The organism is Paenibacillus sp. NPDC058071 (assembly GCF_042885235.1).
Lineage (GTDB): Bacteria > Bacillota > Bacilli > Paenibacillales > Paenibacillaceae > Pristimantibacillus.
Genome location: NZ_JBHVSK010000001.1, coordinates 139,738 through 154,235 on the forward strand (window position 1 = coordinate 139,738; position 14,498 = coordinate 154,235).

Annotated in this window: 15 protein-coding genes; 13 read left to right on the plus strand and 2 right to left on the minus strand. The window is 52.1% G+C overall.

Translation table 11 applies throughout. The features are described from left to right. Positions 1 to 23 precede the first annotated feature (23 nt). The 9 genes from ACFVTB_RS00590 (at position 24) to ACFVTB_RS00630 (ending at position 10,686) form a co-directional block, all read left to right on the plus strand. On the plus strand, positions 24 to 1,343 hold the full coding sequence (locus ACFVTB_RS00590) for a dihydrolipoamide acetyltransferase family protein (RefSeq protein WP_387743608.1): 1,320 nt from the start codon (positions 24 to 26) through the stop codon (positions 1,341 to 1,343). Between the two features lie 6 nt (positions 1,344 to 1,349). Continuing rightward, entirely contained in the window at positions 1,350 to 2,765 is a 1,416-nt protein-coding gene (lpdA, locus tag ACFVTB_RS00595) for a dihydrolipoyl dehydrogenase (RefSeq protein WP_387743611.1), read from the plus strand. A gap of 127 nt (positions 2,766 to 2,892) precedes the next feature. Further along, a complete protein-coding gene (locus ACFVTB_RS00600) occupies positions 2,893 to 3,384 on the plus strand; it encodes an acyl-CoA thioesterase (protein WP_387743614.1) in 492 nt (163 codons plus the stop codon). A gap of 82 nt (positions 3,385 to 3,466) precedes the next feature. Next, complete coding sequence (locus tag ACFVTB_RS00605; protein ID WP_387744874.1) at positions 3,467 to 4,423, plus strand: thymidylate synthase; 957 nt, start codon at positions 3,467 to 3,469, stop codon at positions 4,421 to 4,423. Positions 4,424 to 4,441: 18 nt separating this feature from the next. Then, positions 4,442 to 4,945, plus strand: coding sequence for a dihydrofolate reductase (locus ACFVTB_RS00610; protein ID WP_387743617.1), 504 nt, complete (start codon positions 4,442 to 4,444; stop codon positions 4,943 to 4,945). 274 nt (positions 4,946 to 5,219) lie between these two features. Then, positions 5,220 to 6,704, plus strand: coding sequence for a glutamate synthase subunit beta (locus ACFVTB_RS00615; protein WP_387743620.1), 1,485 nt, complete (start codon positions 5,220 to 5,222; stop codon positions 6,702 to 6,704). 105 nt (positions 6,705 to 6,809) lie between these two features. Then, the gene (locus ACFVTB_RS00620) at positions 6,810 to 7,127 is read left to right on the plus strand and encodes a hypothetical protein (protein WP_387743623.1); all 318 of its coding nucleotides are present in this window, start codon (positions 6,810 to 6,812) and stop codon (positions 7,125 to 7,127) included. A 54-nt stretch (positions 7,128 to 7,181) separates the two neighbouring features. Next, a complete protein-coding gene (locus ACFVTB_RS00625) occupies positions 7,182 to 8,315 on the plus strand; it encodes a hypothetical protein (protein ID WP_387743626.1) in 1,134 nt (377 codons plus the stop codon). 37 nt (positions 8,316 to 8,352) lie between these two features. Further along, the gene (locus tag ACFVTB_RS00630) at positions 8,353 to 10,686 is read left to right on the plus strand and encodes a type IA DNA topoisomerase (RefSeq protein ID WP_387743629.1); all 2,334 of its coding nucleotides are present in this window, start codon (positions 8,353 to 8,355) and stop codon (positions 10,684 to 10,686) included. A gap of 238 nt (positions 10,687 to 10,924) precedes the next feature. Here ACFVTB_RS00630 and ACFVTB_RS00635 read toward each other — a convergent pair whose 3' ends face one another. Next, positions 10,925 to 11,659, minus strand: a complete 735-nt coding sequence (locus ACFVTB_RS00635) for an HAD family hydrolase (protein WP_387743632.1) — start codon at positions 11,657 to 11,659, stop codon at positions 10,925 to 10,927. A gap of 156 nt (positions 11,660 to 11,815) precedes the next feature. Here ACFVTB_RS00635 and ACFVTB_RS00640 point away from each other — a divergent pair, with 156 nt between their 5' ends. Beyond that, positions 11,816 to 11,953, plus strand: a complete 138-nt coding sequence (locus ACFVTB_RS00640) for a hypothetical protein (protein ID WP_387743635.1) — start codon at positions 11,816 to 11,818, stop codon at positions 11,951 to 11,953. Positions 11,954 to 12,025: 72 nt separating this feature from the next. On the opposite strand, the gene ACFVTB_RS00645 is transcribed toward ACFVTB_RS00640, so the two are convergent. Further along, on the minus strand, positions 12,026 to 12,250 hold the full coding sequence (locus ACFVTB_RS00645; RefSeq protein ID WP_387743638.1) for a hypothetical protein: 225 nt from the start codon (positions 12,248 to 12,250) through the stop codon (positions 12,026 to 12,028). Between the two features lie 167 nt (positions 12,251 to 12,417). Between ACFVTB_RS00645 and ACFVTB_RS00650 the strand changes: the two genes are divergently transcribed. The 3 genes from ACFVTB_RS00650 (at position 12,418) to ACFVTB_RS00660 (ending at position 14,285) form a co-directional block, all read left to right on the plus strand. Next, positions 12,418 to 13,143: a phosphonate ABC transporter ATP-binding protein gene (locus ACFVTB_RS00650; RefSeq protein ID WP_387743641.1), complete on the plus strand. Its 726-nt coding sequence runs from the start codon at positions 12,418 to 12,420 to the stop codon at positions 13,141 to 13,143. A 159-nt stretch (positions 13,144 to 13,302) separates the two neighbouring features. Further along, a complete protein-coding gene (locus tag ACFVTB_RS00655; RefSeq protein ID WP_387743644.1) occupies positions 13,303 to 13,914 on the plus strand; it encodes a DUF3298 and DUF4163 domain-containing protein in 612 nt (203 codons plus the stop codon). Between the two features lie 71 nt (positions 13,915 to 13,985). Next, entirely contained in the window at positions 13,986 to 14,285 is a 300-nt protein-coding gene (locus tag ACFVTB_RS00660; protein ID WP_387743647.1) for a hypothetical protein, read from the plus strand. Positions 14,286 to 14,498 lie beyond the last annotated feature (213 nt).

A 14,498-nucleotide genomic window follows, 5' to 3' on the forward strand; every position in this document is an offset into this window, starting at 1 on the left:
TGTTGGGAAAAGGAGGTACTCCAATGGCGAAATTTGAATACCGGTTTCCAGAGCTGGGCGAAGGCTTGCACGAAGGCGAAATTATTAAAGTGCACATCAAGCCAGGCGATAAGGTAACGGATGACGATATTATTATGGAAGTGCAAAACGATAAAGCGGTTGTCGAAGTGCCATGTCCGGTAAACGGAACGGTACAAGAAGTATTGGTGAAAGACGGTCAAGTTTGCCACATCGGCGAAATCGTCGCAATCATCGATGCTGAAGGCGAATTGCCTGAGCAAGTAGCTCCAGCGGCAGAAGCTCCGGCAGCTGCGGCTCCAGCTCCAGCTGCGGCGCCTGTTCAAGCGGCTCCTCCAGCGGCAGCTGCGCCGGTTGCACCTGCAGCAGCGGCTGTGGCGCCAGTATCCGGCGGCCCAGTGCTTGCAACGCCAAGCGTGCGCAAATTCGCGCGCGAGCAAGGCGTGGATCTGACGCAAGTTACAGGTACAGGTAAGAACGGCCGTATCACACGTGAAGATGTAACAAATGGCGGAGCAGCAGCTCCAGCTGTAGTTGCAGCAGAAGCGCCAGCAGCTGCGGATCAAGCGGCAGCTCCAGCAGCAGCAAGCAGTGCGGCGCCAGTTGCAGCGGGAACGCCTTACCGTCCGGAAGAGCGCGTACCGTTCAAAGGCATTCGCAAAGCAATCGCGAACGCAATGGTCAAATCGGTATATACCGCTCCACACGTTACCATTATGGACGAAGTGGACGTTACCGAGTTGGTTGCACTGCGTGCGAAATATAAACCATATGCAGAGAAGAAGGGCGCGAAGCTCACTTATCTGCCATTCATCGTGAAGGCATTGGTGGCTGCATGCCGTCAGTTCCCGATCATGAACGCTACGCTTGACGAAGCGAATCAAGAAATCGTGTACCACAAATACTACAACATCGGTATTGCTACGGACACCGATAACGGACTTATCGTTCCAGTTATCGATGACGCCGACCGCAAAAACATCTGGATGGTTGCTGATTCCATTCGCGATCTGGCGGTTCGCGGACGCGACGGCAAGCTGACTGCGAGCGAGATGAGAGGCAGCACAATCTCGATCTCCAACATCGGTTCGGCAGGCGGCATGTTCTTTACGCCGGTTATCAACTTCCCTGAAGTTGCGATTCTCGGTACAGGCCGCATTTCCGAAAAACCGGTCGTGCGCGATGGCGAAATCGTTGCCGCTCCGGTTATGGCATTGTCGCTCAGCTTCGACCACCGTCTCATCGACGGCGCAACGGCTCAAAATTTCATGAATTATATCAAACAGCTGCTGGGTCAACCAGAGCTATTCATCATGGAGGTGTAACGAATCATGGTAGTAGGAGACGCTTCTTTAGATATCGATACATTAGTCATCGGCGCAGGTCCTGGCGGTTATGTCGCAGCAATTCGCGCGGCGCAGCTCGGACAAAACGTGCTGGTTGTAGATAAAGAGAACGTTGGCGGCGTTTGCTTGAACGTCGGCTGCATCCCTTCCAAAGCACTGATTTCGGCTTCCCATCAATACGAATCGATTAACCACGCATCGGCGTTCGGCATTACGGCTGGCGACGTGAAAGTGGATTGGAATAAAGTGCAAGATTTCAAAAACGGCATCGTTAAAAAACTGACCGGCGGCGTTGCTTCTTTGCTCAAAGCGAACAAAGTGCAATATTTCAACGGCGAGGTTATGTTCATTAACGAGAACGAAGCGCGCGTATTCAACGATCAAGAAGCGCCTCGTTACCGTTTCAAAAACTGCATCATCGCAACGGGTTCCCGTCCGATTGAGCTGAAAGCATTCCCTTTCAGCAAACGCATCATCTCTTCGACTGGCGCGCTGTCGCTGCCTGAAATTCCGAAGAGCCTGATCGTTATCGGCGGCGGCTACATCGGCATCGAGCTTGGCCAAATGTACTCGAAGTTCGGCACGAAAGTGACCGTCATCGAGGGCGGCGATTCGATCCTGCCAGGCTTCGACAAAGATATGTCTTCGATCGTTGCGAAGAAGCTGAAAGGCACCAACACGGAAATCGTAACTGGAGCTCTGGCGCAAAGCGCCGAGCAAACAGACAACGATGTTACGCTGACGTACAAAGTCGGCGACAAAGAAGAAAAAGTAACGGCTGACTACTTGCTCGTAACCGTTGGACGTCGCCCGAACACTGACGGCGACCTCGGCCTTGAGTTGGCTGGCGTTAAAGTCAGCGAGCGCGGTCTGGTAGAAGTAGACGGACAATGCCGTACAAGCAATCCGAATGTCTATGCAATCGGCGACATCATCGCTGGACCGGCTCTTGCGCACAAAGCCATGTACGAAGGTCGCGTAGCGGCAGAAGCTATTTCCGGCCTGCCTAGCGTTATCGACTACAAATGTGTGCCTGCTGTATGTTTCTCCGATCCAGAATGCGCTAGCGTGGGCTACTCCGAGAAAGAAGCGAAGGAAAAAGGCCACAACGTCAAAGTGGGCAAATTCCCATTCGCAATCAACGGACGCGCTATGTCGCTTAACGCAAACGAAGGCTTCGTGAAGCTCGTTGCGGACAAAGATAGCGGCCTCGTGCTTGGCGCGCAAATTATCGGTATTGAAGCATCCAACATGATCGCCGAGCTTGGCCTCGCGATCGAAATGGGCGCTACGCTCGAAGATATCGCGCTTACAATCCATGCGCATCCGACGCTTGGCGAAATCGTACTGGACGCTGCGGAAGTGGCGCTCGGCCATCCGATCCACACGGTAGTGAAGTAAGCTTTTCATCCGTACGGGTTAGAGGCAATATAAACAGGCAAGACAAGGGAGGCATCGCAGCCGCTAGGCATGCGAGCCTCCTTTTGCATATAATAACGGCATAACCGTTGAAGGAAGGATGCGGACGATGGAACACGGCAAGCTGGCGAAGGAATCCAGAACAATAATGACACAGATCGTTTTTCCGACCGACACCAATCATCATGAGACGATGTTCGGGGGAAAAGTAATGGAATATATGGATAAAGCGGCAGCGATCGCCGCCATGCGCCATGCCAGAATGCAGGTTGTCACGGCCTCAACGGACAGTCTCGATTTTTTGGCGCCGATCCGGGTTGGCGAGGTGATTGAGGTGGAGGCTTTCGTCACTTGGACGCACCGGAGTTCGCTTGAGGTATATGTGGTCGTGCAGTCGGAAAATTTATACAGCGGCCTGCGCACGACTAACGTCACTGCCTTTTTCACCTTTGTTGCATTGGGAGCGGACGGCAAACCGGCGGAGGTCCCGTATCTCGTGCCGGAGTCGGAAGAGGAATATAAGCTGTTCGAAAGCGCGCCCGACCGGTTTGCGCAGCGGAGAAGGCGCATAGAGGAGCGGAAATCGGACGGACGGCGATAGTCATTTTACAGCGTTAATGGTAAGATAGATGAAGATGATTTTGCATGAGAGCGGGGGATTATGTTTGAATTTGACGACGAAAATAGAGACAAGCGAGAACGAATATTTGAATCTGCTCCGCTATGTGCTGGCGAACGGCGCGAAGAAAGAGGATCGCACGGGAACTGGCACGTTGTCGGTGTTCGGCTATCAGATGCGGTTTAACTTGCAGGAAGGCTTTCCTCTTCTGACGACGAAGAGAATTCCTTTCCGGCTGATCCTGAGCGAACTGCTTTGGTTTATTAAAGGCGACACGAATATCCGCTATCTGCTGCAGCACAACAATAATATTTGGAACGAATGGGCGTTTAAACGTTGGGTGGAAAGCGACGCCTACTCGGGACCTGATATGACCAATTTCGGATTGCGTTCGCAAACCGATGAAGCGTTTAATAAGCTGTATACGGAGCAGATGGATTCGTTCAAGCAGCAAGTGCTTGAGGATGAAGCTTTTGCCCGCGAACATGGAGAGCTAGGCGACGTGTACGGCAAGCAATGGCGCGACTGGCAAACGACTCGCGGCGACAGCATCGATCAGCTCAAAGAAGTGATTCAATCGATTCGGAAAAATCCGGATTCACGTCGGTTGATCGTCTCGGCCTGGAACCCGGAGGACGTGCCCTCGATGGCGCTGCCGCCTTGCCACACCATGTTCCAATTTTACGTTTCGGAAGGGAAGCTAAGCTGCCAGCTGTACCAGCGAAGCGGCGATATTTTCCTGGGTATTCCGTTCAACATAGCCAGCTACGCGCTGCTGACGCATCTGATCGCACAGGAGTGCGGACTTGAGGTTGGCGACTTCGTTCACACGTTGGGCGACGCCCATATCTATTTGAACCATCTGGATCAGATCGAATCGCAATTGGAACGAGAGCCGCGTTCGCTGCCGACGCTGCATATCCGTAAGGACGTTGCGTCGATTTTCGACGTGGATGTTGCCGATATCGCAGTCGAAGGCTACGATCCGCATCCGACCATCAAGGCTCCGGTAGCCGTATAGAAAGCAGGAAAACAGCTTATGTCAATTACAATGATCGCGGCAATGGACCGCAACCGGACAATCGGATTCGGAAATAAGCTTCCTTGGCGCTTGCCGGCGGAAATGGCCTATTTCAAGCAAATGACTACCGGCAAAACGGTGCTGATGGGCCGGAAGACGTTCGAATCGCTGCGCAGCAAGCCGCTTCCGAATCGAAGAAACGTTGTGCTGACAAGAGAAATCGGCGCCGTATTCGAAGGCTGCGAAACCGTACATTCCGTGGAGGAGGCGGCTCAGCGTTTCGGAGGAGAAGGGGAGCTGATGATAATTGGCGGGGCTGAAGTTTACGCCTTATTTTTGCCGCATGCAGACAAGCTGCTGTTGACGGAAGTCGATGTCAAGGTGGCTGAGGGAGATGCCTATTTCCCATCCTTGCCGGAGGGCGAGTGGGTGCTGACTGGAGCGACGGAAGTAAGCAAAGACGAAGCCAACGCTTTTAATTTCACTTTCCAGACGTTTACTCGCGCGGAACAGAATGGTTGATATTACGAACGTTATTCAATTAGTGCAAATGATTGTACGGATAATCCATATACGTTGACCTGAATGAAATGATAGGATTTTTAAAAATGGTATGCTAATATGGGATATGAATAGTGTCGTATTCCGTTGGGGCCTCCTAACACAAACGGTTATCGCTCTCGGATAGCGAGGGAATAACGTTTTGCGTTGAGATAGAAGGCGCTGCACGCTTTCTTAGGGATGAGAGAGAAGGCTGGCATGGCCAAGAGAATGACGGATGGAGGAAATTGCAATCATGTCTACACCAACTGGATTTATGGAATATCAACGCGAGCTACCTGCCGACCGCGATCCGATTGAACGGATCAAGGACTGGGAAGAATTTCATAAGCATTTGTCGAATGAGCAATTGCGTACCCAAGGCGCCCGCTGCATGGATTGCGGAACACCTTACTGCCATACCGGAATAGAAATCGGCGGCACTGTTTCCGGTTGCCCGGTGAACAACCTTATTCCCGAATGGAACAATTTGATTTACCGCGGATTGTGGCGCGAAGCGCTTGACCGTCTGCACAAAACGAATAACTTCCCCGAATTTACCGGACGTGTATGTCCGGCGCCGTGCGAAGGCTCTTGCACGGTCGGCCTGATTGGCGATTCGGTTACAATTAAGACGATTGAACAAGCTATTATCGATCGCGGCTTCGAAGAAGGCTGGGTTGTTCCGCAGCCGCCGAAAATGCGCACTGGCAAGAAGGTAGCCGTTGTCGGCTCCGGACCTGCAGGTATGGCAACTGCCGCTCAGTTGAACAAAGCTGGACATACGGTAACGGTATACGAACGCGCTGATCGTATCGGCGGTTTGCTCACATACGGTATTCCAACGATGAAGCTGGAAAAGAACGTCGTACAACGCCGTGTAGATTTACTGGCGGAAGAAGGCGTCGAATTCGTTACGAATACGGAGATCGGCAAAGATATTACGGGTGACGAATTGAAGGAGCAGTTCGATGCGATCGTCCTTTGCGGCGGCGCGACGAAAGCTCGCGAGGTCGATATCGAAGGCCGCGATTTGCAAGGCGTTCATCAGGCGATGGATTACTTGAACGGGACGATTAAAAGCTACCTGGACTCCAATCTGGAGGACGGTAATTACATTAACGCTAAAGACAAGCATGTCATTGTGATCGGCGGCGGCGACACCGGTACCGACTGCGTTGCTACGGCGCTCCGTCACGGCTGCAAATCGGTTACCCAATTCGGTACACATGCCAAAGCGCCTCTGAAGCGCGATCAGGCGAACAACCCTTGGCCGCAATTCCCGAACGTATACACGCTCGATTACGCCCATGAAGAAGCGAAAGCTTTGTACGGTGAAGACCCTCGCGCATTTTCCGTTTTGACGAAGAAATTCGTCGGCGAGAACGGCGTGCTGAAAGAGCTGCATACGGTGCAAATCGAACGTACGGTTGATGAAACCGGCCGTAAAATTTATACGGAGCTGCCAGGTACGGAAAAAGTGTGGCCAGCCGATCTAGTGATGATCGCTGTTGGTTTCGAAGGTCCGGAGAACACGCTGGTTGACCAATTCGGTCTGGAGCAGGACCGCCGTACGAACGTGAAAGCGGCATACGGAAAGTATACGACGAATGTCGAGAAAGTGTTTGCCGCAGGCGATATGCGTCGCGGACAAAGCTTGGTCGTATGGGCGATTAATGAAGGCCGCGAAGCGGCTCGTGAGGTTGACAAATATTTGATGGGTGCGTCACAATTGCCTTAACCGACAATACCCTCAGCATAGTGCTTACAACAAAAGCGCCTTCGGGCGCTTTTGTTGTCGTTAGGAATATCAAATAGACAATAAGAAGTGAACGAAGGGAAAACGATGATTAAATATGGATCTGAACGCGTCACAGAGCTCAAATTTATTGCTATTCGAAGCCACATTGAGAAAAGGGACCGACAGTGGGTCGATCTGACGCTGCGTTTCGAGCTGTCGGCGGATACACCATTACCGGACGATCTGATCGATTTCAGCGGGCTGGTCATTTGTACGACGAGCGGTGCAATTGCTCAAATCGTGCCGCAGGATGAGGATGTCGATTGCGAATACCAGTTTACGGCGTTTGAGAAAGAGCAAATACGCGCATACGTCGAATCTGCTGAAATCCAGTCCGCTATTGCGAATCTAACCTCCCCATAAGGAGGAAAGTTGTGGTAAAATCGGGGATGAGATAACGCAAAAGGAGCGGTCCTCATGCCAGCCGGACAAGCTTATGTGCTCTCGCCCTCGGATGTCAGTAACATTCGCCGGTATGTGCAGCACAAATTCGCGGAAATGCCGCAAGATAAAAAAGCGCAGATCGTCGCAGATGCGGTAAACCGTATTATTCATAAGCAATTGCCCGACTTTGACGAAGAGGTGAAGCGGAGGGTAGCCGTTTCGCTTATTCGAGCATCGGTCATCGAACGGCAAACGCCCGTTCGAACGGACGATATATTCGAAGCTTGCTTGGCGCTCGACGTCGACTCGTCAGAGATTGTCGAGCCACTTCGGCGGTGGGCGGAAGCCCGGGCCGGCATAGCGATCGCTCCGGAACGTTTTGAACGGATGTTAACCGAATTGCAAGCGGCAGAGTCGGCAATCGACGGGCCTCACAGTAATCTGTCATGGGAGCGCTTTAAAGCGAATGCGGCCGCAGCACCGCCTGTCGCGGAGACGGCAGCGACGGTCATGGCCAATGTGATCCCAATGCCGATAGGCCCGTCTGCTTCGCGTCCCGCCGACCTGCCCGCGAAGCGGCCGGTCAAGCCCTATGTATACGGCTTGCTCTTCTTGCTCTTAGCAGGCTCGGCTGTGCTGTATGGGCTCACACCGGCTGCGCCCGCCGCCCCTTCGGAGAGCGAAATAAACGAGCCGATTGCACAAGCTCCGCAGAGCTTGTCAGCGATAGACGGGCTTCCAACGGAGCTGCGGTACACACAGATCGATAAGAAGAAGCTTGCCGCCTACTTGGAAGGACGAAATTCGATGCTGGCGGAACAGCCTTATATGGATGCAATTATTGATGCCGCTAAAGCGTTCGATATTCATCCCGTATTGCTGTTCGCGATTACGGGTCAAGAACAGGGCTTCGTCCCGAAGACAAACAAGCTGGCGAAAGAAATCGTCAATAATCCTTTCAACGTGTTTCACAGCTGGGAAGATTACAATACGACGATTCACGATTCGGCGGAAATCGCGGCGCGGACGATCGTTAATTTGAGTAAGGGCCGTCCAGAAGGAACCGATCCGATCGTATGGATCAATCGCAAGTATGCGGAAGATCCGAATTGGTCGAAAGGCGTTCGTAGTCTGTTCGGCGCGATTATAAGTCATTTGGAGAAATAGGCAAGAAGCAAGAACCATTCAGTAAAGAGGCGATGGATTGAAGACGTTAATAATTGCCGAAAAACCGGATATGGGCCGCACGATTGCGGCAGTCGTGGAGCCGAAAGCGGCCAATCGGCGGACTTACCTGGAAGGTGAGCGCTATATCATTACATGGGCGATCGGCCATTTGGTTGCGCTAGCGGAGCCGGATCGGTACGACGAACGTTATAAAAGGTGGAATGACCGCGATTTGCCGATCATTCCCGATACGTTCAAGCTTTGGCCCAACCCGAGAACGAAGGATCAGTTGAAGCAGATCGGCGATCTCGCCAAGCGCTGCGGACGACTGGTCAATGCTTGCGACGCCGGGCGAGAGGGACAGCTTATTTTTCACTATATCCGACAATATTTGAAGCTGTCGCAGCCGACAGAACGGCTCTGGATTTCGGATTTGACGCCGGAGACGATTCGCAAAGGGTTCGACAACCTGCGCAGCGACGGAGAGTACGAACCGCTTACGAAAGCAGCTCGGGCTCGCAGTGAAGCGGATTGGCTGATAGGGATGAATGCGTCACGCGCGTTTACGATCAAGCACAAAGCGCTGCTGTCGGTAGGCCGGGTTCAGACGCCGGTACTGGCTCTGCTCTACGATCGGCACAAAGAAATTACCGCCTTTCAGTCCGATGTGTATTATATCGTGAAGGCGGTGTTCGATCAGAGCGGCTTTACCTATACAGGCATATGGCAAGGAGATCGGTTGACCGATAAGGAAAAGGCCGAGGCGCTTGCTGCCAAAACGACGAATAAGCCGGGGGCCATCAAGGACTATCGGGTCAATGAGTCGAAGGAATATCCGTTCAAGCTATACGACTTGACGCTGTTGCAGCGTGAGGCTAACGGCAGGTTCGGGTATTCGGCGAAAAAGACGCTCGATATCGCGCAAGCGTTGTACGAGAAGCATAAGGTGATTACGTATCCGCGTACGAACTCCAACTATGTAACGGAAGAAAATCTGCCCGTTATGCAGAAAGTGCTTACGATGCTGCAAGGCACGGATAGTTACGGAGAGCTCGCTGCAGGAGCGGATCGCGGCAGGGTGCATAAAGGCAACAGAGCCGTATGCAATCCGTCTAAGGTCGAGGATCACCATGCGATTATGCCGACGCCAAAGAAAGCCGGAGGGCTGAGTGCGGAAGAGAAGAATGTGTACGACATGATCGTTCGCCGTTTCTTGTCCCATTACTATCCTCCGGCCGTTTATAACAATCATGTTGTCTTGACCGAGGTCGAGGGGGAAACGTTCCGGTCGAAAGCAAAAGAACAGCTGGACCAGGGCTGGAAGGTTGTGCTTCAACAGGATGCGGCCCCGTCCGCTCGCAAAGGCAAGCGCAAAGGCGGAGACGATGCGGGCGATGACGAGGAGATCGAGCTCGATCAGCCGTTTAGGCTCGACCCGAAGGGGCAGGTAAGGAGCAAAAACGTCGAGGCACAGGAAAAAACGACACAGCCTCCCAAGCCTTATACGGAAGGGACGCTGCTGAAAGCGATGGAAGGCGCCGGCAAATCGATGGAGGACGACGAGCTGAGGGAAGCGATGAAGGACAGCGGGCTTGGCACGCCGGCGACCAGAGCAGCTACGATCGAACGGCTGAAGCATGTCGGCTATATCGCATTGTCCGGTAAAAAGCTCGAAATTACTTCAAAGGGCAGCGCGGCCATTGATTTGATTCGCAGTGCAGGCGTCGAGCTGCTTGCATCTCCAGAAATGACTGGCAGGTGGGAGCAGCGGCTTCATCAGATTTCGCGCGGTGAAGCTTCGGACGAGCAGTTTATCGCCAAAGTGAAGCAATTCGCCGAAATGGTTGTCGATAAGGTGAGGCAGCAGCGTCCAGCCGCACCGGGAACGTTCGAGGAACGCGAGCGTCCGGCCTCCGGACGAAAATCCGGAACGAGAAGCGGTAAAGCAACCGCAGCCGGACAGAGCGGGAGTGTTAGGACGACCGCTAAGCGCGGAGCGAAAGTGGAAGCCACGAGCGCCGCTTCGGGAAACAAGGCGCCGGCTTTTCGGAATACAGCGTCAGCGCCTGCTTCTGGCGTGTCCACCGTTGCGCCATACCTACAACCAATTGTCCCTTGCCCGCGTCCAGGATGCAGCGGCACGATAATTGAAGGCAAACGCGGTTATGGCTGTTCTGCCTTCCGCGAAGGCTGCAAATTCGTTATTTGGAAAGAGCAGCAGGGGAAGTCGATCTCTATACCCATGGTTAAAGCGTTGGCGGAGAAAGGGGCGACGAGCACATTGACGTTCAAGCGCTCCGACGGAAGCTCCGTCAAAGGCAAATTGGTAATGGTTGATCGCAGTTCAGGCACTTTGGAAATGCGGACGTGAGAACCATATTAATTAATGCATATAATAATTAATGAGGTTAATGATGTTAACTGGATCAAACATAAAATCAGAGCTTGACTGAAAATTGGAAAACCCTTTGATCCGCAGCGCTTCCTTCATTTAGAATCAAGCATTGATTTCGGTTTTGAGCCGGTTAACTTTATAAAATAGAAGAAGGCCGTTTCCGATACGCACTTGGCGTCGGGCAGCGGCCTTCTTTTATATGTCACAGTTATCATTATTTATTCAAGTATTGACCGATAGCCGGAGGAATGTCGGCAAGCTTGTCCAACGTCAGGAAAGCGCCTTTCGGCTCTACGTCGATCTGTACAACGTTGTATAACCATTCCGTATCTGCACGCATATGAATGGCGTGAATGCCTGCCGTTAACGCCGGTACGACGTCGGTGCGGATGGAATTTCCGATCATCCACGTATTATTGCGTTCGAAGCCGCCCTCGGACAAAATTTGATCGAGCGCCTCCACATTTTTGTGACGGCGAATAAATATTCGTGATCCGAAGTAGCGCTCTAGCTGCATCGATTCGATTTTTCGCCGTTGTATCGCTATCTCTCCGCCGGTGTACAAATGGAGCGTATGGCCTTCCGACGCCAGCTTATCGAGCGTTTGCTCCATGTGCGGATAAGGCTCAGTTTCGTGCTCGTAGACCCCGAGACCTAGCTTCCACAGCATATCCTGCTCCTTGGCGGATCGGTTCCGGCCGTGGACGTCGCTAAAATAGTTATACGTATCGACGAACGACTGCGGAAAGTGCTCGCTTTTGAATCCCAACACTGCGACTCCAGCGATGTCGATCTCAATTTGCTTGCTTCGAACCGCCTCGGCAGTAACATCTGGATAACTGGCAAACCAAGTCGTCACGGCGTCCACGAATTGATCGATGACCAAATTAAAATATTTATTACAATGAATTAACGTATCGTCAAGATCGAAAAAAAGCTGCTGCTTCATATATCGTGAGACTCCTTTACACATTAGCATGTCGTATGAACAATCTACCGCATAGGAAGCCATTCGTCAATGAAGCGAGACGAGGACAAAAGCTCAGGGGCATGACATAAAATAGGCGGGTTATTCCCATAATGGGAATGGAGGTGAGTGATCCGCATGCCAATCAACAAGAGCGATAAAAAGGATAATCAGCAAAATCGTTCAAGGTTCAAGGAAGAGGCTGTCACCGTCAATATGGACAAATTCGCCAAACGTCCGCCCAGCTTGAACGGTATTAACAAACAGCTTCCGTAACGGTTCGCAAGCAAAGAAAGAACGGCCGCGGAGATCGCAATCTCCGCGGCCGTTCTTTGGGCGCTGTGGGGCTTATGCGTACCGCAGTTGCGAATCGGACAGTTGCTTCTTAATAAAAGCAATTCTTCTGCGGATATAGAAGTCCAAGCTGTCGCCCTTCAAATCGTTCGGCTGAATCACCTCCTCCGAGCGATTGTCTAGAATGGTAAGTGCTCCGTTCGAGTAAAACTTGAAAGTCAAGTCCCGGCGCGGCCATCCTCTCTCTTCATACCGAAAGTTTTCGCAAGTCAGGTTCATGGTGATCCAGCCTCCTTATAATAAAATGAATGGTTAAAAACTACCGAAATGGAACGTTTGTTCCTATTTCTATTATAGCAAACATTTGTTCGTGTGGAAACTGTTTTTTGTTTCCCGTAAACTAGATTTATAGAAATAGTAATGCATAAGCGAGGGGACTCGGACAAATGATCAAAATTACTAATTTGAAAAAACAAATTCCGGGCGGACCCGAAGTGCTGAAAGGCATCAGCTTCGAAGCGCAGACCGGACAGTTCATCGCCATAAAAGGGGCTAGCGGCAGCGGCAAGTCGATGCTGCTGAAATGCATTTCGATGCAGGAAAAGTGGGACGGAGGCAGCTATCTGTTCGACGGGCAGGACGTGCTCAAGCAAGGCTTGGCCGGTAAAATGAAAGTCCGCCGAGAAATAGCCTATTTGGAAGAAAAGCCGGCCTTGTTCCCGAATAAAACTGGGTTGAAAAACGTCGTCATCGGCTCAGTGTCGCAAACGCCGGCATGGCGCAGATGGACAGGCATGGTGCGGAATGACGATTATATGGGCGCAATGGATACAATCGAGAAGATGGGTTTGCTCGATAAGGCTCATCAGAAGGCGGTGCAAATGAGCGGCGGGGAACGCCAGCGGATCGCCATCGCGCGGGCGCTGGTGCATGGAGCAAAAGTCATTGTAGCCGATGAGCCGGTTGCCGGTCTCGATCCGCACACGGCCGACCGAGTGCTTGGCGATTTGAAGAGACTCTGTACGGAGCAAGGAGTTATCGTAATCGCCGTACTGCATCAAGGCGATTGGGCTGAACGTTTTGCCGACCGCATTATCGGTTTGAACAACGGCGAAATTGTGCTTGATGTGAAGGGAAGAAGGCTGACCGAGCGAGAGAAGATGCTGCTGTAGGAGAAGGCGCGGCTGATCAGCGGGGTTGCAGCGCGTCGGAAGCGCACGGCGCAGATCCAGCGCGCTGCAAGCGAGCGTCTCTTGTTGTTTGTAAGGCATGAGACCGTACTTCTCGTGCATAGAATGAAGCATCTTACCGAATAGGAAGGTGGCTTCATTATGGCCTTTCAATCCCCTGTAATTGTACAATCCTCGCGCGCCGTGTTTCCGAAAGCCGAGCTATGGATTCCATACGTGAGCGGCGGACCGAACGAGGCGGCGACTCGACAGATTAACGAATCGATTCGGCTGGCTGCGCAGCAGTTGGTTAACGATCAGGGCTCGCTCGACGATCCGCGGTCGGAAATGCAAGGCTTCTACGAAGTTAAAACGAATGAAAAGGATATATTGAGCCTATCCTTGTTTAATTACGCTTACACGGGTGGAGCGCATGGCCTTACGCTGCAAACGTCGTTGACTTTTCGCGTTTCAACGGGGCATGCCTACAAGCTAAGCGAGCTGTTCAAGCCGGGCAGCAACTACGTAGCCAGACTTTCCGAGCATGTTGCCGCACAGATTAGGACGAGGGACATCAGCACGCTGGAGCCGTTTCACGCGATTCGTCCCGATCAGGATTATTATGTAGCGGATCGGTCGCTAGTCCTTTATTTCGCACTGTACGAACTGACGCCTTACGCGTTTGGTTTTCCATACTTTCCGATCTCTGTCTTCGACATTGAAGATATCGTGAACGAAAACGGACCTCTCGGTCCGATGATTCAAAACAATTAACCTCGAGCAAGTCAGCAGCGGATGCGTTCCTTCGTTAGCGTGCGAACTTGCCCGTAAAGGAGAATGATACGATGAGTCCGATTAAATGGCTTTCCATCATCGCCCATTTGCTGCTTGGAGCTGTTTTTCCTTACGTACTTGTCGGCAGCATCCTGCTCCTGTTCGGCTTCATGTCGCCGCCGACGATAACTGAGCGATTGACCGGCGCAGCGATTGCTGGCGTGTACTTGCTCATTCTCATTGCCGTTAACGTTGGAGTTCAGCATAGACTGCCCTCCGGAAAAGATCGCGGTTTGTGGCTGCTCATTAACGCCGTTGCCTTAATCGTCGCCGCTATATTTAGCTTCTCCATGATTCGCGTCCTTGGCTAGGACGCAGGATCATGGAGAAGCTTTTTTTGCATCTGAACGAGGGGATACTCGATAAACGGAGGCGGGAAATAAGGAAATGTTGAACGGTCTATTTCCCGGGGAACCGCAAATAATTACACATTATACGAATTCGACAGCGATTGCCGGAACGAGTGAAAGCATGTCGAACTGAAAGGCGCTGACGACGTGTCTTCTTTACTTTGCCAACTTCTC